Annotated in this window: 21 protein-coding genes and 3 tRNA genes; 18 read left to right on the forward strand and 6 right to left on the reverse strand. The window is 67.7% G+C overall.

Annotation, left to right across the window (positions count from 1 at the left end; translation table 11 throughout):
• Positions 1-183 precede the first annotated feature (183 nt).
• The 3 genes from DDF67_RS23780 to DDF67_RS23790 all read left to right on the forward strand — a co-directional run bounded on the left by DDF67_RS23780 (position 184) and on the right by DDF67_RS23790 (position 1080).
• Positions 184-486: an integration host factor subunit alpha gene (locus tag DDF67_RS23780; RefSeq protein WP_058346906.1), complete on the forward strand. Its 303-nt coding sequence runs from the start codon at positions 184-186 to the stop codon at positions 484-486.
• Positions 487-498: 12 nt separating this feature from the next.
• Complete coding sequence (locus DDF67_RS23785; RefSeq protein ID WP_109455234.1) at positions 499-930, forward strand: MerR family transcriptional regulator; 432 nt, start codon at positions 499-501, stop codon at positions 928-930.
• Between the two features lie 73 nt (positions 931-1003).
• Positions 1004-1080: transfer RNA gene (locus tag DDF67_RS23790), tRNA-Pro, on the forward strand.
• Positions 1081-1169: 89 nt separating this feature from the next.
• Here the strand turns inward: DDF67_RS23790 and DDF67_RS23795 are convergent.
• Complete coding sequence (locus DDF67_RS23795; protein WP_109455235.1) at positions 1170-1406, reverse strand: DUF2842 domain-containing protein; 237 nt, start codon at positions 1404-1406, stop codon at positions 1170-1172.
• The gene (locus DDF67_RS23800; RefSeq protein WP_058346908.1) at positions 1403-1654 is read right to left on the reverse strand and encodes a GlsB/YeaQ/YmgE family stress response membrane protein; all 252 of its coding nucleotides are present in this window, start codon (positions 1652-1654) and stop codon (positions 1403-1405) included. The genes DDF67_RS23795 and DDF67_RS23800 overlap by 4 nt, the downstream gene beginning before the upstream one ends.
• Positions 1655-1827: 173 nt before the next feature.
• Between DDF67_RS23800 and DDF67_RS23805 the strand changes: the two genes are divergently transcribed.
• The 5 genes from DDF67_RS23805 to argC all read left to right on the forward strand — a co-directional run bounded on the left by DDF67_RS23805 (position 1828) and on the right by argC (position 6746).
• Positions 1828-2859: a COX15/CtaA family protein gene (locus tag DDF67_RS23805; RefSeq protein WP_109455236.1), complete on the forward strand. Its 1032-nt coding sequence runs from the start codon at positions 1828-1830 to the stop codon at positions 2857-2859.
• Between the two features lie 89 nt (positions 2860-2948).
• Positions 2949-4427, forward strand: coding sequence for an alkaline phosphatase (locus DDF67_RS23810; protein ID WP_109455237.1), 1479 nt, complete (start codon positions 2949-2951; stop codon positions 4425-4427).
• Positions 4428-4676: 249 nt separating this feature from the next.
• Positions 4677-5150 carry a 50S ribosomal protein L13 gene (rplM, locus tag DDF67_RS23815; RefSeq protein WP_058346911.1) on the forward strand — a complete coding sequence of 158 codons (474 nt, stop codon included), beginning with the start codon at positions 4677-4679 and terminating at the stop codon, positions 5148-5150.
• A 3-nt stretch (positions 5151-5153) separates the two neighbouring features.
• Complete coding sequence (rpsI, locus tag DDF67_RS23820) at positions 5154-5627, forward strand: 30S ribosomal protein S9 (RefSeq protein ID WP_109455238.1); 474 nt, start codon at positions 5154-5156, stop codon at positions 5625-5627.
• A gap of 165 nt (positions 5628-5792) precedes the next feature.
• Positions 5793-6746, forward strand: a complete 954-nt coding sequence (gene argC / locus DDF67_RS23825) for an N-acetyl-gamma-glutamyl-phosphate reductase (protein ID WP_109455239.1) — start codon at positions 5793-5795, stop codon at positions 6744-6746.
• A 37-nt stretch (positions 6747-6783) separates the two neighbouring features.
• On the opposite strand, the gene DDF67_RS23830 is transcribed toward argC, so the two are convergent.
• Positions 6784-7398 carry a DUF1287 domain-containing protein gene (locus DDF67_RS23830; RefSeq protein ID WP_109455240.1) on the reverse strand — a complete coding sequence of 205 codons (615 nt, stop codon included), beginning with the start codon at positions 7396-7398 and terminating at the stop codon, positions 6784-6786.
• A gap of 58 nt (positions 7399-7456) precedes the next feature.
• Entirely contained in the window at positions 7457-7927 is a 471-nt protein-coding gene (gene soxR / locus DDF67_RS23835; protein WP_109455241.1) for a redox-sensitive transcriptional activator SoxR, read from the reverse strand.
• Positions 7928-8007: 80 nt separating this feature from the next.
• On the opposite strand from soxR, the gene DDF67_RS23840 reads away from it, so the two are divergent.
• Positions 8008-8388 (forward strand): antibiotic biosynthesis monooxygenase, encoded by a 381-nt coding sequence (locus DDF67_RS23840; protein WP_109455242.1) that lies wholly within the window; start codon positions 8008-8010, stop codon positions 8386-8388.
• A 175-nt stretch (positions 8389-8563) separates the two neighbouring features.
• Here the strand turns inward: DDF67_RS23840 and phaC are convergent, their stop codons facing one another.
• Positions 8564-10549 (reverse strand): class I poly(R)-hydroxyalkanoic acid synthase, encoded by a 1986-nt coding sequence (phaC, locus tag DDF67_RS23845; RefSeq protein ID WP_199229323.1) that lies wholly within the window; start codon positions 10547-10549, stop codon positions 8564-8566.
• Positions 10550-10643: 94 nt separating this feature from the next.
• Here phaC and DDF67_RS23850 point away from each other — a divergent pair, with 94 nt between their 5' ends.
• The 5 genes from DDF67_RS23850 to DDF67_RS23870 all read left to right on the forward strand — a co-directional run bounded on the left by DDF67_RS23850 (position 10644) and on the right by DDF67_RS23870 (position 15970).
• Complete coding sequence (locus DDF67_RS23850; RefSeq protein ID WP_109455243.1) at positions 10644-11090, forward strand: hypothetical protein; 447 nt, start codon at positions 10644-10646, stop codon at positions 11088-11090.
• Positions 11091-11197: 107 nt separating this feature from the next.
• Positions 11198-12418 carry an LL-diaminopimelate aminotransferase gene (locus DDF67_RS23855; protein ID WP_058346918.1) on the forward strand — a complete coding sequence of 407 codons (1221 nt, stop codon included), beginning with the start codon at positions 11198-11200 and terminating at the stop codon, positions 12416-12418.
• 138 nt (positions 12419-12556) lie between these two features.
• Entirely contained in the window at positions 12557-13846 is a 1290-nt protein-coding gene (locus DDF67_RS23860) for a homoserine dehydrogenase (RefSeq protein ID WP_109455244.1), read from the forward strand.
• A 73-nt stretch (positions 13847-13919) separates the two neighbouring features.
• Positions 13920-14870 (forward strand): class II fructose-bisphosphatase, encoded by a 951-nt coding sequence (glpX, locus tag DDF67_RS23865; RefSeq protein WP_109455245.1) that lies wholly within the window; start codon positions 13920-13922, stop codon positions 14868-14870.
• Between the two features lie 122 nt (positions 14871-14992).
• Positions 14993-15970, forward strand: coding sequence for a class 1 fructose-bisphosphatase (locus tag DDF67_RS23870; protein WP_109455246.1), 978 nt, complete (start codon positions 14993-14995; stop codon positions 15968-15970).
• Positions 15971-16008: 38 nt separating this feature from the next.
• Here the strand turns inward: DDF67_RS23870 and DDF67_RS23875 are convergent, their stop codons facing one another.
• Positions 16009-16605 carry a hypothetical protein gene (locus tag DDF67_RS23875; RefSeq protein WP_109455247.1) on the reverse strand — a complete coding sequence of 199 codons (597 nt, stop codon included), beginning with the start codon at positions 16603-16605 and terminating at the stop codon, positions 16009-16011.
• A 217-nt stretch (positions 16606-16822) separates the two neighbouring features.
• On the opposite strand from DDF67_RS23875, the gene recJ reads away from it, so the two are divergent.
• The 4 genes from recJ to cspD all read left to right on the forward strand — a co-directional run bounded on the left by recJ (position 16823) and on the right by cspD (position 19684).
• Entirely contained in the window at positions 16823-18643 is a 1821-nt protein-coding gene (gene recJ, locus DDF67_RS23880; RefSeq protein ID WP_109455248.1) for a single-stranded-DNA-specific exonuclease RecJ, read from the forward strand.
• A gap of 69 nt (positions 18644-18712) precedes the next feature.
• Positions 18713-18787, forward strand: a tRNA-Glu gene (locus tag DDF67_RS23885).
• 58 nt (positions 18788-18845) lie between these two features.
• Positions 18846-18920, forward strand: a tRNA-Glu gene (locus DDF67_RS23890).
• A 173-nt stretch (positions 18921-19093) separates the two neighbouring features.
• Entirely contained in the window at positions 19094-19684 is a 591-nt protein-coding gene (cspD, locus tag DDF67_RS23895; RefSeq protein ID WP_109455249.1) for a stationary phase survival cold shock domain protein CspD, read from the forward strand.
• The last annotated feature ends 67 nt before the right edge of the window (positions 19685-19751 follow it).

Below are 19751 nucleotides of genomic sequence, written 5' to 3' on the forward strand. Positions count from 1 at the left end.
TGCTTCAGCATATGAAGTAACCGGCTTGACCCTTTGACTTCATGCGGTATTCGCGGCATGCAGTCTCTAGTTGACGAGGTCCTGTCGCGCGGGATCGGGGCTTTCGCACGTCCCTTTTCGCGAGGTCGGACCGATTGGCGCGGGCTGTGCTGGGTTCGCGCATTGAAGCGTATAGGGGGCGTTATGAAGGGTTCGACTTTGACCCGGGCTGACCTCTGCGAGGCTGTCCACGAGGAGGTAGGCCTGACTCGTCAGGACTGCGCCGGTCTCGTCGAGCGTACCCTGGATCTCGTGGCTGAAGCGCTCGAGAAGGGTGAAACGGTCAAGCTTTCCGGATTTGGCGTGTTCCAGGTTCGCGAGAAACGGGCTCGGATGGGGCGTAACCCCAAGACCGGCGAGCCGGCCGAGATCGAGCCGCGTCGCGTCATCGGCTTTCGGGCCTCCCAAGTGATGAAGGCGCGCATCGACAGCGCTCTGGACGACTAAGGAGTCCGTGCGGTGGCGAAGGGGCCGAACGCCTTCCGCACGATTTCAGAGGCCGCCGAGGAGCTCGGCGTTCCCCAGCACGTCCTGCGTTTCTGGGAGACCAAGTTCTCTTTCATCCGCCCGATGAAACGGGCCGGGGGGCGACGCTTCTACCGCCCGCAGGACATCGCCGTGCTGAGCGGCGTCCGCGCGCTGCTGCACGCCGAGGGCTACACCATCAAGGGCGTCCAGAAGCTGCACCGTGAGCAGGGCGTGTCGCACGTCATCGCCGCGGGTTTGGGCCAGAACGGCGCGGCCTTTCTCGAATCGCCCATCGTCGACGACTTCGGCGATTCGACCGGTTTGGCGGCGCCCAGCCCCGAACAACGCCGTCGCCTGACCGAGGCGCTGGACGACCTCACCAGTATCAAGGCCCGTCTAGACGGGCTTTTGACGCGTTCATGAGGACTGTGGAGAACCGTCAGATTTCCGATTGCCGAGGCGAAGAGCGGCGCCTATAAGGGCGCTCCTTCCGCGTCGGAGCGTGGCGCAGCCTGGTAGCGCACTTGACTGGGGGTCAAGGGGTCGCAGGTTCGAATCCTGTCGCTCCGACCATTCTCTCCTCGGAGAGAAGATTGCGGAAGAAACGCAAAGGCCGCCCTTCGGGGCGGCCTTTTTCGTTTTCGGATCAGCGCGGCTGCGGACTACCGCTGGCCGACGTCCAGCGGCTTGTCGGCCTTGCCCATCCACGTGATCAGCGGGATGACGGGCAGGATCCAGCCCATGCCCAGCGCCACGAAATAGATCAGGTGCACGGCGCGGTTCAGCGGCAGGTGGTCGTAAAGGCTGGTGAAGGCCCAGATCCAGCCCAGCAGGATCGCGATCACGCCGATCGAGCCGATCAGCTTGCGCAGGCGCGCCGGAATGAGGGGAGCGCTCACGCGGATCTCCGGAAGAGGCCGAGCACGGCCAGGAACAGGGTGGCGCCGACGGCCGAGACCGCCAGGCTGCCGAGGAAGCCGGGAATGGCCAGGTGTAGACGCTGGGCGATGAAGGCGCCGATGAATGAGCCGATCACGCCGATCAGCAGCTTGATGAACAGGCTATGGCGGCGGGCCAGGGCCAGATCCGCGATCCAGCCGGCCAGAATGCCGATCACTACGGCGCTGAACACGCCCACGCCGCTCATCCAACTTCCCCCTGGGAATGCGCTGCGCCCCCGCAGCAGGCGCACCATGCCACGCGTGTTCGGCCGCGTCATGACCTCCCTTAAGCGCGGGGCGGGCATGGACAGCGGAGCCTTGCCGGGGGTAGGGGTCTTGCCGCCCCATTTAGGCCCAGAACAGGCGTTTTTTCGGCTTCATGACTTCCTTCCTGCGTTCCGACCGTTCCGCTCCCGTAGCCATCTGGCTGTTCGTCATGGCGGTGCTGGTCTTCGCCATGGTCGTCGTCGGCGGCGCTACCCGCCTGACCGACTCGGGCCTGTCGATCACCCAGTGGAAGCCGATCATGGGCGCGCTGCCGCCGATGTCGGAGGAGGCCTGGCGGGCCAATTTCGAACTCTACAAGCAGATTCCCCAGTATCACCTGGTGAACCCGGACATGACCCTGGAGGCCTACAAGGGCATCTTCTGGTGGGAATGGGCGCACAGGCTGCTGGGCCGCGTGGTCGGGGTCGCCTTCGCGCTTCCGTTCGCCTTCTTCCTCGCGCGCCGCATGTTGCCGCGCCGCCTGATCTGGCGCTGCGGGGCGATGCTGGCGCTGGGCGGCCTGCAGGGACTGGTGGGCTGGTGGATGGTGTCTTCGGGCCTGTCCGAACGGGTCTCGGTCGCGCCCGAGCGGCTGATGGTCCACCTGGGCCTGGCGCTGGCCCTGTTCGTCCTCCTGATCTGGACTGCGCTGGACGCCTGGAACGGCGCGCCGCGCGTCGAGGAGCGCAGCGAATGGCGAGGCTGGGCCCTGGGTTTCCTGGGCGCGGTGTTCTTCCAGAGCCTGCTGGGCGCGCTGGTCGCGGGCAACGACGCCGGTCTTGTCTACAACGACTGGCCGCTGATGAACGGCGCGCTGCTGCCTGACCAGTACGCGGGCCATGGCCTGTGGGGCACGCTTGCGCACAGCCAGGGCGCGGTTCAGTTGCATCACCGCCTGATGGCCTACGCCGTCTTCGCCGCGGCCATCGTCATCGCCGTCGGTGCGGCCCGCGCGCGTCGCCTGCCGCACGAGGCCAAGATCACGGCCTATGTGCTGCTGGGCGTGGTGACGCTGCAGGCGGGCCTCGGGGTCTGGACCCTGATGGCGGCCGTGCCGCTGAGCCTGGGCGTCTTGCACCAGGCCGGAGCCGCCGTGCTGCTGGCCGCCTCCACCGCCTTCGCCTGGCGCGTCCGCCGGCCGTAGCCAGATCGCGGCCGTTTCTGCGTCCGCGCCCGAAGAACTGTCACGAAACTCCAGCAGAGCACGGCGGACGTCCCTGCTGGAGATGCCCTGTGATCCGCGCTTCCTCGTTCCTGGCCGGCGTCTGCGCCCTGGCCCTGGCGCCGGCCTTCGCCCACGCCGCCGACACCTCGCCGGCCCAGGCCGCTGACCCGTACTACAAGTCCGGCCAAGCGGCGCTGGCCAGGGCCATGGCCGTTTCGCCCAAGACCGGTCGGGCCAAGAACGTCATCCTGTTCCTCGGCGACGGCATGGGCATCTCCACCGCCGTGGCGGGCCGCATCTGGCAGGGTCAGCAGAAGGGCGTGGACGGCGAGTCCAACGCCCTGTCGTTTGAGAAGCTGCCCTTCACCGCGCTTTCCAAGACCTACAGTCACGACACTCAAGTTACCGACAGCGCCGCCGGCATCACCGCTATCACCACTGGCGTGAAGACCCGCAACAAGGTCATCGGCCTGACCGGCGAGGCCAAGCCCGAGAGCTGCGCCAGCGAGGCGTCGACCCGCGTCACCACCATCGCCGAGATCGCCAAGGCCCACGGGCTGTCGGCCGGCGCGGTCACCAACACCCGCATCACCCACGCCACGCCGGCAGGGACCTTCGCCCATACCGCCTATCGCGACTGGGAAGGCGACGCCGACATGCCGGCCGGGGCCCTGAGCGGCGGCTGCAAGGACATCGCCCGCCAGCTGGTCGAGGCGCCCGCGGGCCTGCGTCTCGACGTCGCCCTGGGCGGCGGCCGCTCGCGGTTCCTGCCGGAAACCAAGGGGGGCAAGCGCGCCGACGGCCGCGATCTCACCGTCGAATGGACTAAGACCAAGGGCGCGGCCTATGTCGCCGACGCCGAGCAGCTGAAGGCCATCGATCCGGCCCGGACCGGCCCGGTGCTGGGTCTCTTCGCCGGCGAGCACCTGCCCTACGAGGTCGAGCGCGCCCAGAGCGGACAGGGCGTGCCGTCGCTGTCGGACATGGCGACCAAGGCCGTCGACATCCTGTCGAAGAATCCCAAGGGCTACTTCCTGCTCGTCGAGGGCGGCAAGATCGACATGGGCAGCCACCTCAACAACGCCAGGCGCACCCTGACCGAGACCGCAGCCTTCTCCGACGCCATCCAGGCGGTGCTCGACAAGGTCGACCTGAACGAGACCCTGGTCATCGTCACAGCCGACCACAGCCATGGCCTGGTGATCTCTGGCTACGCCGCGCGCAACGCTCCAATCCTGGGGCTGGCCGGCAACGAAGGCGAACCGGTCGTGGCCGGCGACGGCAAGGCCTACACCGTGCTGAGCTTCGCCACCGGCCCCGGCGGGCCCGAGGGGCAGACCCTGCGCGCCGACCCGGCCAAGGAAGATCTCGAAGAGGTCGATTATCACCAGCAGTCCGTGGCCCACCTGCCCAGCGCCGCCCACGCAGGCGAGGACGTCGGCGTCTATGCCGACGGCCCGGGCGCCTATCTGGTGCGCGGCGTCGTGGAGGAGAGCTACCTCTTCCAGGTCATGCGTCACGCCTTCGGCTTCGACGCGGCCAAGTAGGCGAGGGGAAGCCCGAGTGGAAAGGGCGGGCGGCTTCGGGCGCCCGCCCTTTTTCATGCCTGGCCTCCGGAAAGCGAAAGTATGCGGTATTTAGATACCGCATTGCGCAAACCCTTGCGCTACAAGGCTTTCCGAACTTTCCTGCGTGCGCAATGTTGACAGGCGGCCAATCCGTGGGTATCAGCCGCCCCTCACGCGGACGGAGCTGCTTCCTTGGCTCCCGACGCACAGGAATTACGGATCAATCCCATGCAAAAGACCACGGCTTCCCTGAAGCCCGCCGAGGTCGAGAAGAAGTGGATCGTGGTCGACGCCAAGGACGCCGTTGTCGGCCGTCTGGCGACGTTCATCGCCATGCGTCTTCGCGGCAAGCACCGTCCCGACTACACCCCGCACGTTGACTGCGGCGACTTCGTCGTCGTGATCAACGCCGACAAGGTGAAGTTCACCGGCAAGAAGCTGGACGACAAGGTTTACTACCGTCACACCGGTCACCCGGGCGGCATCAAGGAAACCACCCCGCGCAAGGTGCTGGGCGGTCAATTCCCGGAACGCGTCCTGAACAAGGCCGTCGAGCGCATGCTGCCGAAGGAGAGCCCGCTGGCTCGCAAGCAGCTGACGCACCTGCTGGTCTACGCCGGCGCCGAGCACCCGCACCAAGCGCAAAGCCCGGAAGTCATCGACTTCGCCGCGCGCAACGTCAAGAACACCCGGAGCCTCTAAGTCATGTCCGAAGCTCAAGGTTTTGACGCGCTGGCCAGCCTGTCCAGCAACCCCGAAGCGGCCGCCCCGGCCGAACCGAAGATCGACGCCCAAGGCCGCTCGTACGCGACCGGCAAGCGCAAGAACGCCATCGCGCGCGTGTGGATCAAGCCGGGCAGCGGCAAGATCACCATCAACGGCCGTGACCAGGAAGTTTACTTCGCTCGTCCGGTTCTGCGCATGATGATCGCTCAGCCGCTGCAAGTGACCGAGCGTCTCGGCCAGTTCGACGTCGACGTCACCGTCGAAGGTTCGGGCCTGTCGGGTCAAGCCGGCGCCATCCGTCACGGCCTGTCCAAGGCCCTGACCTACTACGAACCGGCCCTGCGCCCGGTCCTGAAGCCGCACGGCTTCCTGACCCGCGACAGCCGCGTCGTCGAGCGTAAGAAGTACGGCAAGGCCAAGGCCCGCCGCAGCTTCCAGTTCTCGAAGCGCTAAGCGCGTCGTCGCACGCGTTTTGGAAGAGGGCGCTTCGGTTATCCGAAGCGCCCTTTTTCTTGTGACTTCCGATCGGGCCGGACAGCGTCCGAACGCATGCGTCAGTCATAAGGCGCTGCAAGACTGGGTCCCGTCCGAGCGCGGTCCGGGCCAGGAGTTGGCATCATGGCGAACACCCCCAAGGTCTTCATCGACGGCGAAGTCGGCACGACCGGCCTGCAGATCCGCGAGCGCCTGATTGGCCGCGCCGATCTGCAGCTGATCTCGATCGATCCCGACAAGCGCAAGGACCCGGTCGCCCGCGCCGAGATGCTGAACGCCGCCGATGCGGTGATCCTGTGCCTGCCCGACGACGCGGCCAAGGAAGCCGTCGGTCTGATCGAAAACCCGCTGGTCAAGGTGATCGACGCCTCGACCGCCTATCGCACCAACGCCGACTGGATCTACGGCTTCCCCGAGCTGGACAAGGAACAGCGCAAGAAGATCGCGGCGTCCAAGCGGATCTCGAACCCTGGCTGCTACGCCACGGGCGCCATCGCCCTGACTCGTCCGCTGGTCTCGGCCGGCCTGCTGTCGTCCGACCTGCCGGTCTCGTTCAACGCCGTCTCCGGCTACACCGGCGGCGGCAAGGCGATGATTGCCGAGTTCGAAGACGAGACATCGCCGAACTACACCAAGGCCGCCTATCGCATCTACGGTCTGTCGCTGACCCACAAGCACGTGCCTGAAATCCAGAAGCACGGCGGCCTGCTGTCGCGCCCGATCTTCACCCCGGCTGTCGGCCGCTACGCCCAGGGCATGCTGGTCGAGCTGCCGCTGCACCTTGGCCTGCTGGAAGGTTCATGCTCGCTGGGCGACATCCATGCCGCCCTGGCCGCCCACTACAAGGGCGAGGCCTTCGTCGAGGTCGCCTCGCTGGACGAGGCCAAGTCGCTGGCCACCCTCGATCCGGAAGGTCTGAACGGCACCAACCGCCTCAAGCTCTTCGTGTTCGGCTCCGACACCAGCGGCCAGGCCCGCCTGGTGGCCCTGCTCGACAATCTGGGCAAGGGCGCCTCGGGCGCGGCGGTCCAGAACCTCAACCTCGCGCTCGGCCTGGACGAGAAGGCGGGGCTCTAAGGCTGGTCCCTCTCTCTCTCCTGTGGGAGAGGGGGCGTCACACCCGCCAGCGGTAATGCCCCGCTGGCTTGTGCAGCTTGAAGATCCACAGCGCCTCCTCGCGGGCGCCGGCGCCGATGTTGTGCACGACGCGCACCTTGTCGGGACCCTGCACCACCACGCCGATATGCGGCCGGCCGTTGCCGAACAACCGCCAGGTCAGCACGTCGCCGGGCAGGGGGGCGGAAAAGCCGTCGCCTGACCGGGCGTCCTGGCTCTCGCGCAGGCGCGCGCCCTGACGGTTGAGGTAGGTTTCCAGGTTCAGCACCCGGCGATGGTCGATATTGGCGTCTGCGCTTTTCTGGCCCCAGGCCCGCTTGGCCGGATAGGCCGAGAAGGCGCGGGTCATGTCGGCGTGGATGCGTTCCTGCAGGTCGACGTTCCAGGCGTCGCGGGCGGCGCGCACCAGCACGTCGGCGCAGACCCCGGTGGAGCGCAGCACGTCGCCCCTGGGATAGCCGATGGCCCGGTAGCTGGGATCGTAGTCCAGCGTCACGCCCACCTGGGTCCGCGCCGCCTGGGCCAGCTTCAAGCCATCGCCGCGCGCCGCCGCGCCCAGCCAGGGAGCGGCGGCGAGCAGGCTCAGCGCAGTGCGACGGGAAGGATCGAACATGGCGACAAGCTCCGCCGTGATCAGGGCGAGTTTTGGGCGAACGCCGATCTTCCCCGCGTCAAATTTCATCCAGAAGGCGAGGGCCTGATCCCTGGGCGGCCAGGGAGTCGTCCGGATTGCGCAGCGGGCAGGCGGTCAGCGACAGGCAGCCGCAGCCGATGCAGCCGTCCAGTTGGTCGCGCAGTTGGGTCAGGCGGCGGATGCGGGCGTCGAGGTCCTCGCGCCACGCCGAGGACAGGTCGCGCCAGTTCTGCTGGCTGGGCGCGCGGTCGTAGGGCAGGGCGGCCAGGGCCTGCTTGATCTCGTTCAGCGGCATGCCGGTGCGCTGTGCCACCTTGATCACCGCCACCCGTCGCAGCATGCCGCGCGGATAGCGTCGCTGGTTGCCCTCGGTGCGCAGGCTGTGGATCAGCCCCTTGGCTTCGTAGAAGTGGAGGGCCGACACCGCCACGCCGGCCCGCTTGGCCAGTTCGCCGACGCTGAGGGTCTGGAAGGCGGCGGGGCAGGCGGCTTGGTCGGTGTCGGGCATCGGCGCTTGACCTCAAGTTTGCTTGAGGTTTTACAGGGGGAGCTCCGCAAACGGCAACGCCCTTCCTGGAGCGCCTTCCCATGACCTTCGCCGCCGCCACGACCGCCGTCGCCGCCGCCGCCGCCGCCATCTCCACTCCGGTCGAACTTCGCCGCGCGCGTCCCGAGCCGGTGGTCAACATCAGCGTCATCAGGCCCAGGGAAGGGCAGTTCGAGGCCTTTCTGGAGTTGCAACTGGCCCAGCACCGTCGCCTGCGCGGCTTGGTGAAAGGGCTGCGCGGCGCGCGCCTGTTCCGCTCGGGCGAGGGCTTAGTGCTGATCTCGGTGTTCGACACCCAGGAAGACGCCGACGCCTTCCGCGAGGATCCGCGCTTCACCGAATACATGGCCCGCGTGCGGCCGCTGATCGAGCGGTCGGAGGCGGGGGTGTTTTCGGAGGTCTATGCGGTGGGGGCGGTGTGAGTTTCCTTCTCCCCTTGCGGGAGAAGGTGTCGGCGAAAGCCGACGGATGAGGGGTCTCTCAAAACTGGAAAATCGCTAAAGCTGATCGGCCTTCGCGGCGGACAGGGCTTTCAACCCCTCACCCGACCTGCTGCGCGGGCCACCCTCTCCCGCAAGGGGAGAGGGGCGCCAGTTGCTAGGCCGCTTCGGCGTTCGAGCGCACCCGCACGAAGCTGCCTGGCGCGTCCTCGAACGGCTTCAGCGGACCCTTGGTGGGGTCGCGCGCGGGGACCAGCTTGCCGGACTTGGCCTTCAGCCACTCCGCCCAGTGGGGCCACCACGAGCCCGGGTGCTCGACCGCTCCGGCGATCCAGCCGTCGACCGAGCCGGGCAGGTGCTCGTTGGTCCAGTGCTGGTACTTCTTGGCGTCGGGGTGGTTTATCACGCCGGCGATGTGGCCAGAGCCGGCCATGGTGAAGGTCACCGGCCCGCCGAAGGCCCGCGCGCCGCGATAGACGCTGCGATAGGGCGCGATGTGGTCGTCCTTGGACGACTGCACGTAGATCGGGGTCTTCACCTTCGACAGGTCCAGCACCTCGCCGCCCAGCGTCAGGCGGCCATGGGTCAGGTTGTTGTCCTTGTAGAAGTTGCGCAGATAGAACAGATGCAGCGACTTGGGCATCCGCGTCTGGTCGGCGTTCCAGAACAGCAGGTCGAACGGCCGCGGCTCCTTGCCCATCAGGTAGTTGTTGATGAAGAACGACCAGATCAGGTCGTTGCCGCGCAGCGCGTTGAAGGTGTCGGCCATCGACTGGCTGGGCAGGAAGCCGCCCTGCTGGTCCATCCGCGCCTCGATCTCCTTCAGCCAGGCCTCGTCGGTGAACAGCAGCAGGTCGCCGGCCTCGGCGAAGTCCTGCTGGGCGGCGAAGAAGGTGGCCGAGTTGATGCGCTTGTCGCCCCTGGCGGCCATGTGGGCCAGGGCGCACGACAAGAGCGTGCCGCCGATGCAGTAGCCGACGGTGTTGACCTTATCGACGCCGCACTGGGTCATCACCTGCTGGCTGGCGTCGTAGATGCCCTCCAGCATGTAGTCCTCGAAGGTCTTGGCCGCGAGTGCGGTGTCGGGGTTGACCCACGAGGCGACGAACACCGTGAAGCCCTGGCCGGTCAGCCAGCGGATCATGGAATTTTCGGGTCGCAGGTCGAGGATGTAGAACTTGTTGATCCAGGGCGGGAAGATCAGCAGCGGGATTTCGTACTGCTGCTCGGTGCTCGGGCTGAACTGGATCAGCTGCAGGATGTCGTTCTGGTAGACCACCTTGCCCGGGGCGGTGGCGACGTTCTCGCCGACCTTGAACTTGGCGAGATCCGTCTGGCTGATGGCCAGTTGACCGCCGCCGCGCTCCAGGTCGGCGGCGAAGTTCTCCATGCCGCGCTTCAGGCTCTCGCCGTTGGTGTGCATCACCTCGCGCAGGGCGGCGGGGTTGGAGATCAGGAAGTTCGAGGGCGAGAAGGCGTCGGTCAGCATCTTGGTGAAGAACTCGACGCGGCGCTTGGACTGCGGGTCGACGTTCTCCGCCTGGGCGACAAGGCCGTTCAGCCAATTCGAGGTCAGCAGGTAGGACTGCTTCATCATGTCGAACACCGGGTTGGACACCCAGTCGGGATCGGCGAAGCGCTTGTCGCCATGGGCGGGGGCGACGACCGGCTTGGCCTCCTCGCCGACCGCGCGGCGCGCCGCCGACTGCCACAGCTCCATATAGCCGCTGAAGAGATCGGCCTGGGCGCGCAGCAGCCGATCGGGCTGGGAGGCGAGACTGCCGATCACTTCGTTGAGGGCCGGAGCGATGTGGAACGGGTCGGGCGAAAGGGCCGCGGGGCGGTCGGCCTGGCGCAAGGCGGCCTCGGCGATCGCACCCTGGGCGGTGACCGCAGCCCGGGCCAGGTTGGCCGACAGGGCCTCCATCATCCGCCGCTGCTCCTCGGTCAGCAGCGAAGCGAAATCGGGACCCGCCCCGCCGGCGCCGGCGGGGTCGGCCGATTCGGGCCTGGGGTCCGGTTCGGGGGGCGGAGGAGGGGGCTTTGGCGTCGCGGCGGCCGTCTTGCGCGGCGGGGAAGGCTTGCGGGGCTTAGCCGCAGTCTTGACGCCCTTGCCCGCGTCCTTGCCGTCGCCCTTGGCCATGCGCGTTCCTTCCGCCTGAATGTCGCTTATCGACCGCCGATTCTCGTTCGGCGCCTTCCGCTCGCCGCGATCATCGCATAAGACCTGAGACAAGATGAACGGCCAAACCGGTAAAATCGTACGTTTCGGCGCCTCGCTGTCGGTCCTCGCGGCCGTGCTGTCGGCCTGCGCCTCGTCGCCGTTCACGCCGCCACCGGTCGACGCCACCTCGCCGGTGGCCGCCGCCGCGGAAGCCGCGGCCAAGGAGCGGGGAAAGGTCCCGAGCCTGGCCAGCATTCCGGCCGTGCCGACCGACATCCCCAAGCCGGGCGAATACAAGGCCCAGGTCCAGGCCGAGCAGGCCGCCGCCGCTCAACTCCGCCGCGATACCGCGCCGGGGACCTTCGGCCTGTCGGACACCGAGGGTTTCGCCGCTCGCGCCCAGCGCGCCGGCCGCGTTCCGCCGTCGGAAATCCCGACCGTGGCCGACCGCGCCGAGACCGAAGCCTTCGCCAAGGCAGCTCGTGGCCGAGCTACCCCGCCTCCGTCCAAGCCCCAATAGGGCGACGGAGGCATAATTTTCCTTGAACTGGCTTGGCTAGGCCTCGCTTGGGGTCTATCCATGCCCGACTTTTCGCTCCTGCAGCGCCAGAGGGCGCACGAGCCATCATGACCGCCGACTTTCACCGTATCCGCCGCCTGCCGCCCTACGTCTTCGAAGAGGTCAATCGCATCAAGGCCCGCCTGCGCGGCCAGGGCGTCGACATCATCGACTTCGGCATGGGCAATCCGGATATGCCGACGCCCAAGCACATCGTCGACAAGCTGATCGAGACCTCGCGCGATCCTCGAGCCGGCCGCTACTCGGCCTCCAAGGGCATCCCGGGCCTGCGCAAGGCCATGGCCGGCTACTACGAGCGCCGTTTCGGCGTGAAGCTGAACCCCGACACCGAGGTGATCTCCACCCTCGGCTCGAAGGAGGGCTTCGCAAACCTCGCCCAGGCCCTGACGGCCCCCGGCGACGTCATCATCTGCCCCAATCCGGCCTATCCGATCCACGCCTTCGGCTTCATCATGGCCGGCGGCGTCATCCGCCACGTGCCGGCGCTGAGCCCCGAACAGTACCTGTCGAACATCAGCCGCGCGGTGAAGCACTCGGTGCCGCCGCCGTCCGTGCTGATCCTGTCCTATCCGTCGAACCCGACGGCCCAGACCGTCGATCTCGACTTCTACAAGGACGCCGTGGCGCTGGCGAAGAAGCATGACCTGCTGGTCATCAGCGACGTGGCCTATGGCGAGATCTATTTCGAAGACAACCCGCCGCCGTCGATCCTGCAGGTCGAGGGCGCCAAGGACATCGCCGTCGAGGTCAACTCGCTGTCGAAGACCTATGCCATGGCCGGCTGGCGCGTGGGCATGGTGGTCGGCAACGCCCGCATCTGCGCGGCCCTGGCCCGCGTGAAGTCCTATCTCGACTACGGCGCCTACACCCCCGTGCAGGTCGCGGCCGCCGCCGCGCTGAACGGCCCCCAGGACTGCGTCGAGGAGATCCGCGGCATCTACAAGGGCCGCCGCGACACCCTGGTCTCGTCGATGAAGCGCGCCGGCTGGGATATCCCCAACCCGCCCGCCTCGATGTTCGCCTGGGCGAAGATCCCGCCGCAGTTCGAGGCCGCCGGCTCGATGCTGTTCTCGCGCCTGCTGATCGAGGAGGCCGGCGTCGCCGTCGCCCCCGGCATCGGCTTTGGCGAGTACGGCGAGGGCTATGTCCGCATCGGCCTCGTCGAGAACGAGCACCGGATCAAGCAGGCCGCGCGCAACGTGAAGAAGTTCATCGCCAACGCCGACCAGATCCTCGCCAAGGCTCACAACAGCCTCGAGCAGGCCTGATCCGACTTCGAGGTCCTCGCTTCCGACAGGCTCGGGAGTGAGGATTTCCACAGCACGCCGCCACACAGGTCCTCATCCTTCCGCCTGTCGAAGGACGAGGGCGGCCCGAGAGGGCCACCGACCACGAGGAACCGCACCATGACTCAGAAAACCTGGCGCGTCGGCGTCGCGGGCCTCGGCACCGTCGGCGGCGGTCTCCTGCAGTTCCTCGCCGCGCGTCCCGATTTCGCCCCGGCCGGCGATCGCGCCGAGGTCGTCGCGGTGTCGGCCCGCTCCAAGTCGCGCCCGCGCACGGTCGATATCTCGGGCCTGGAATGGTTCGACGATCCGGTGGCCCTGGCCAGCTCGCCCAATGTCGATCTGTTCGTCGAACTGGTCGGCGGCAGCGACGGCCCGGCCAAGGCCGCCGTCGAGGCGGCTCTGAAGCTGGGCAAGCCGGTGGTCACCGCCAACAAGGCCCTGATCGCCGAGCATGGCGCCGAACTGGCCGCCCTGGCCGAGGCCAACAACGTCCCGCTGCTGTTCGAGGCCGCCGTCATGGGCGGCACCCCGGCGGTGAAGATGCTGCGCGAGGCCATGGTCGGCGACGACGTCGTCTCGGTGGCCGGCATCCTCAACGGCACCTGCAACTACATCCTCTCGGAGATGGAGAAGACCGGCCGCGACTTCGCAGACGTGCTGCGCGAGGCCCAGGCGCTGGGCTACGCCGAGGCCGATCCGACCATGGACGTCGGCGGCTTCGACGCCGGCCACAAGATCACCATCCTGGCCGCCCTGGCCTTCGGTTGCGCGCCCAACTACGAGGCCGCCGAGATCGAGGGCATCAGCGAGGTCGAGCTGCTCGACATCAAGCTGGCCAAGGATCTCGGCTACCGTATCAAGCTGATCGCCGGCACCTCCAAGACCGAGGGCGGCGTGGCCGTGAAGGTCCATCCGACCCTGATCCCGCTGGAGCACCCGCTGGCCCAGGCCGGCGGCGCCCTGAACGCCCTCTTCATCGAGGGCACGCGGATCGGCCGCATCTTCATCCAGGGGCCGGGTGCGGGCGCTGGCCCCACGGCCGCCGCCGTCGCCGCCGACATAGCCGACGTGATGACCAAGGCCGTGCGCCCTGTGTTCCAGGCGCCGGCCGGCGCGCTGAAGCCGTTCGTGGCCGTCGATCCGGCCAAGTCGGTGGGCAAGGCCTATCTGCGGATCATGGTCCGCGACGTGCCCGGCGCCATCGCCGCCATCTCCGAAACCCTGGCCGAATGCGGCGTGTCGATCGACGCCTTCCTGCAGAAGCCTGTCGAAGGAGCGGGCGGCGTGCCGATCGTGCTCGTCACCCATGCGACTCCGGAATCCAAGCTGCTCGACGCGATTAGCCGCATCGAAAAGCTGCAGGCCGTGCTAGAGCGTCCCCGTCTTCTGCGCGTCGCGCGCAGCTAGAGATCACCGAATAGAGTGGTCCAGGTGCTGAAGACATTGGGAAATTAGCCTCGCCACGGGCTGGGAGACACTGATGAGTTCGAACACCCTGGACCGCTCTCTGGTCCTGGATGCGGTCCGCGTGACCGAAGCCGCCGCCATCGCGTCGTGGACCATGGTCGGCCGGGGTGACGAAATGGCCGCCGATCAGGCCGCGGTCGACGCCATGCGCAACGCGCTGAACGACCTCAATATCGACGGCGAGATCGTCATTGGCGAGGGCGAGCGCGACGAGGCGCCGATGCTCTACATCGGCGAGAAAGTGGGCCGCGGCGGCCCGACCGTCGACATCGCGCTCGACCCGCTGGAAGGCACGACCCTGACGGCCAAGGCCATGCCCAACGCCCTGGCGGTGATGGCCTGGGCGCCCAAGGGCACCCTCCTGAACGCCCCCGACACCTACATGGACAAGATCGCCTGCGGTCCGGGCTATCCGGCCGGGGTGATCGATCTCGACAAGTCGCCGGCCGACAACGTCAGGGCGCTGGCCGCCGCCAAGGGCGTCGAGCCCTCTCAGGTCACCGTCTGCGTGCTGGACCGTCCGCGCCACGCCGAGATCATCGCCTCGGTCCGTTCGGTGGGCGCGCGGGTCAACCTGATCACCGACGGCGACGTTGCGGGCGTCATCAACACCGCCGATCCGTCGACCGGCATCGACCTCTATCTCGGCTCCGGCGGCGCGCCTGAAGGCGTGCTGGCCTGCGCGGCGCTGAAGTGCGTCGGCGGCCAGTTCCAGGGGCGGCTGATCTTCCGCAACGCCGATGAGCGCGCGCGCGCCTCCCGCTGGGGCGTCACCGAGTTCGACAAGAAGTACGATCTGCACGAGATCGTCCGCTCGGACGCCATCTTCGCCGCGACCGGCGTCACCTCCGGCGCCCTGCTGGACGGCGTGGGCTTCAAGGACGGCTTCGTCCACACCCACAGCCTGGTGATGAATTCCTCGACCGGGGCCGTGCGCGAAGTGCGCATGAAGCGCCGGGTCTAGGCTTTCTGGGGCCGGCATTCGCCGCCAGCCCGTTCCCGCCCGTAATATTGTCGTACTAGTCTGCGAGTCGCTCGCGCCGCGGCGACTTCTCGCCGCCCCGTACAGTCCGAGGCTCTATCTCCATGACCGCCCTGATCGATCTCGCCAGCCACCTCGCCGGCGATCCCTCCAGCCCCGCGGTCAAGACCGTCGTCACGCAAATCGCCGCCGCCTGCGTCCGCATCAGTCGCGTGGTGGCCGGCGGAGCGATCCTGGGCAATCTCGGCGCGGCCGGGATCACCAACGTCCAGGACGAAGAGCAGAAGAAGCTCGACATCCTGACCAACGACTTGCTGAGCGACGCCCTGAAGGCCTGCGAGCCGGTCGCCGGCATCGCCTCGGAAGAGCTCGAACACGTCGAGACCACGGGCCGCCAGGGCGGCTATCTGGTCACCTTCGATCCGCTCGACGGCTCCAGCAACATCGACGTCAACGTCTCGGTCGGCACCATCTTCTCGATCCTGCCCGCGCCGGAAGGCCGCGGCCCGGAAGAGGCCGACTTCCTGCAGCCTGGCCGCCATCAGGTCGGCGCCGGCTATGCCGTCTACGGCCCGCAGACCATGCTGGTTTTCACCCTGACGTCGGGCGTCGTGGGCTTCACCCTGTCGGCCGACGACAAGTGGCTCCTGACCCATGCCGCCTCGACCATTCCGGCCGACACCGCCGAGTTCGCCATCAACATGTCGAACCAGCGCCACTGGGCGCCGCCGATCCGCCGCTATGTCGATGGCTGCCTGGCGGGCAAGGAGGGACCCAGGGCCAAGAACTTCAACATGCGCTGGGTGGCCTCGATGGTCGCCGACGTGCACCGCATCCTGATGCGCGGCGGCATCTTCATGTACCCGTGGGACGCCCGCGAGCCGGGCAAGCCGGGCAAGCTGCGCCTGATGTACGAGGCCAATCCGATGGCCCTGATCGTCGAGCGCGCGGGCGGCAAGGCCACCGACGGCGTCACGCCGATCCTCGACCTGGCACCCAGCAAGCTGCACCAGCGCGTGCCGGTGGTGCTGGGCTCGGCCAACGAAGTGGATCAGGTCGCTCGGGAAACGGCGGCCGGCTGATGATGCGACGCCCTCTCCGAAAGGAGGGGGCGTTTTCGTCAGCGAGCGCGCGCCTGCTTCGAGCGCAGGACGGTCGCGGTCGCCAGGATCGAGCCGATCAGCACCAGTTCGCCCGCATTGCCGAGCCAGAACACGCCGCTGCCGGCGCTGCCGAACATCGCCAGGGCGCCCAGGCACAGCCACGGCACGCCCGCGCGCCGCCACAGCAGAGCGCCGACCCCGATCAGCACCAGCACCGTCACGATCGACGGGATAGGCGGGCTGGCGGCCGCATGGGCGTAGCGCAGCGTGCCGCCGTATTCCTTGAGCACCAGGTTCAGGTGAAAGATCTCGGTATAGGCGCCGAGCGCGACCAGAGCCGCGGTCAGGATCCACACCCAGGCGCGTAGGCGCAGTCCGGCGATCCAGAACACGATCGGGATCAGCAGCGGCGTCAGAAGACCATGCGCGACATAGCGCGGCACCGACAGGCCGATGAGCAGGTCGCCCGCGCCGACCAGGGCCCCAGCGGCGATGATGGCGTTGTCCCAGCACAGCGCCAGGATGATCACCGTCAGCGGCCAGATGCGAAGCGAGGCCGCATACGCGCCGGCGGCCAGCATGCCCGCCGCCATCAGCCAGAACACGAGGGTCATCACGAGGGCGCTCCGTCCGATTCGCTGTCTTTGTGAGTTCCAGAAACTAGAGCCGCCAAGATCGCCGGCGACGGCGATCCGCAAACTCGTCGCCACACGGTCAGCTCTTGCCTTGGGACGTCCGTTTTCGCCGCATCGCCGTGTCATGGATCGAATCCCGTAAAGGCGATAGGGTCGCCCCATGCTCCAAGACGCTGATTTCAGGCTGGTTTAGCCCATGGCCGCCGACGGTCACGCCGTTCCCGCCGCCGCCGAGGTCTTTCTCGACGTCGAGCGCTCGCTGTCGGGACGCGCATGGCGCGAGCGTCCCGCCGACGCCGCCGTCGCCCGCGACATAGCCCGCCTGCACGGCCTTTCCGAACCCCTGGCCCGCGCCCTGGCCGCGCGGGGGATCACGCTCGACGGCGCGCGCGACTATCTGCAGCCGACCCTGAAGTCGCTGTTCCCCGACCCGTCCAGCTTCACCGACATGGACAGGGCCGCCGAAATCCTGATCGACGCCCTCGTGCAGGGCCGGCCGACCATGGTGTTCGCCGACTACGACGTCGACGGCGCCACCAGCGCCGCCCAGTTGGTGCGCTGGTTCCGGCACATGGGCGTCGAGCTGCCGATCTACATTCCCGACCGCCTGACGGAGGGCTATGGGCCAAGCCCGGCGGCCTTCAAGACCATTCGCGAAACCGGTGCGGAACTGGTCGTCACGCTCGACTGCGGCGCGGCCGCCTATGACGCCATCGCCAGCGCCGCGACGATCGGCCTGGAGGTCGTCGTCATCGACCACCACCTGATGCGGGAAGACCCGCCGGCCGCCGCCGCCGTGGTCAATCCGAACCGTCCGGGCTGCCAGAGCGGGCAGGGCGTGCTGGCCGCGGCCGGCGTCACCTTCGTGCTGCTGGTCGCCCTCAACCGCGAGGCCCGCAAGCGCGGCCTGTTCGGCGAGGATCGGCGCGAGCCCGATCTTCGCCAGTGGCTGGACCTGACAGCCCTGGGCGAGGTTTGCGACGTCACCCAGCTGGTGGGCTTCAATCGCTCGCTGACGGCCACGGGCCTGCGGGTGATGTCCAACTGGGCCAATCCGGGCCTGAAGGCCCTGCTTGAGGTCGCCAAGGGGCAGGGAGCGGCCAGCGTCTTCCATGCCGGCTTTATTCTTGGGCCGAGAATCAACGCCGGAGGCCGGATCGGTCGCTCCGACCTTGGGGCGCGCCTTCTTTCCACTGACGATCCGCTGGAGGCCCAGGCCCTGGCCGAGGAGCTCGACGAGCTCAACACCGAGCGCAAGGCCGTCGAGGCCGCCGTGGTCGAGGAGGCCGTGGCGATTCTCGAACGCAGCAGCAACTTCGATCCGAACGCTCCGGTGATCGTGGTGGCGGGCGACGACTGGCACCCGGGCGTGGTCGGCATCGTCGCCAGCCGCCTGCGCGAGCGCTATCGCAAGCCCACCCTGGTCATCGGAATCGACCGGGCGGCGGGAATCGCCAAGGGCTCGGGCCGCTCGCAGCCGGGCGTGAATCTGGGCCGGGCCGTGCAGGCCGCCTTCGAGGCCGGCATACTGATGGCCGGTGGCGGACATGCCATGGCCGCCGGCCTGACCGTGCGCCCCGATTCGATTCCCGAGTTGCGCGCCTTTCTGGAGGAGGCCCTGGCGGGCGAGATGGAGGCCGTAGGAGCCGAGTCGGTCGAGGTCGACGCCCTCGTGCAGCCTCGCGCCGCCAATCGCGGCCTCTGGAGCGAGTTCCAGCAGATGGCCCCGTTCGGCCCGGGCAATGTCGAGCCGACCTTCGCCCTGGCCAGCGTGCGGCCCGAGCGTGTCATGGCCCTGCGCGGCGGCCACGTGCGAGTCGACCTCGTCGGCCCCTCCGGCGACCGCATCAAGGCCGTGTCCTGGCGCTCGGCCGAGACCGATCTTGGTCGCAGGCTGCTGGCGGGCGGGGGCGCGCTGCACGTCGTCGGCCGACTGAAACCCGACGATTACATGGGTCGGGAAGGGGTCCAGCTGGAGATCGAGGACGCCGCGGATCCCCGCATGTGGACGGAATAAAAAAATCGCATCTGACCGCTTGCGCTCTCCGGGGAGCCTTTGTATATCCCCGGCTCCTCGCGGCGACGCGGTCCCTTCGTCTATCGGTTAGGACGCCAGATTTTCAATCTGGAGAGAGGGGTTCGACTCCCCTAGGGACTGCCAGTCGCGAGGCGTCTACTTTTGAACTACTGCGGATTATCTTGCTTCTACGAAGCTTAGTGGTCCCTTCGTCTATCGGTTAGGACGCCAGATTTTCAATCTGGAGAGAGGGGTTCGACTCCCCTAGGGACTGCCAACCGCAGAGTTCAGAGTTTCCCATACGACACAGAAGGCGCGACTAAACGTCGCGCCTTTCGTATTGCGCGCTCTCCACATCATTTGGCCATTGACGGCCATCCCTCCCCGAGAACAGTGTTATTCTTGTGGCGCTCGCTCCTTTGGGCTGTTTGGGCGAGCCAGAGGGGCGGAATGTCTGGTTACGACTTGGATGCATCGGGCGTGCACGAAGATCTCGTGCGTATCAGCGGCCGTGTGAAATGGTTCGACGTCGGCAAGGGCTACGGCTTCATCGTTCCCGACGATCCGGGCCAGACCGGCCTGAAGGACGTCCTGCTTCACGTGACATCCCTGCGCAATTGCGGCCGTGAGTCGGCCCTCGAGGGCTCGGTCATCGTCTGCGACGTGGTCAAGCGGCCCAAGGGTTGGCAGGTCAGCGAGGTCGTGGACCTCGACGAGACTTCCGCGCCGTCGCCGCTGGAGCGTGCGCGCCGGACCTTCGACGAGGCCGCGCCCCGGCGCGACGGCCCGCGGGCCTTCGGCGGCGCGGCGCGCCAGTCGCTGACGCCGGCCGGTCCGCCCGAGCGGGCCAAGGTCAAGTGGTTCAACCGAACCAAGGGCTATGGTTTCGTCGTCCGGGACGAGGCGCCTGGCGACATCTTCGTGCATATCGAGACCCTGCGTCGCGGCGGGCTGGAGGATCTCCAGCCGGGCGACGACGTGATGGTTCGGTTCGCCCAAGGACCCAAAGGCCTGGTGGTCGCCGAGATCACCGGCGCTTGAGGCTGCTTTCCCGGCCTGCGAGAGGCGGGTAGGGTCTCCGTCGGTTTTCACGATCCTGGCGAGGCGC

This window comes from Caulobacter endophyticus (assembly GCF_003116815.1).
In the GTDB taxonomy this organism is placed as follows: Bacteria; Pseudomonadota; Alphaproteobacteria; order Caulobacterales; family Caulobacteraceae; genus Caulobacter; species Caulobacter endophyticus.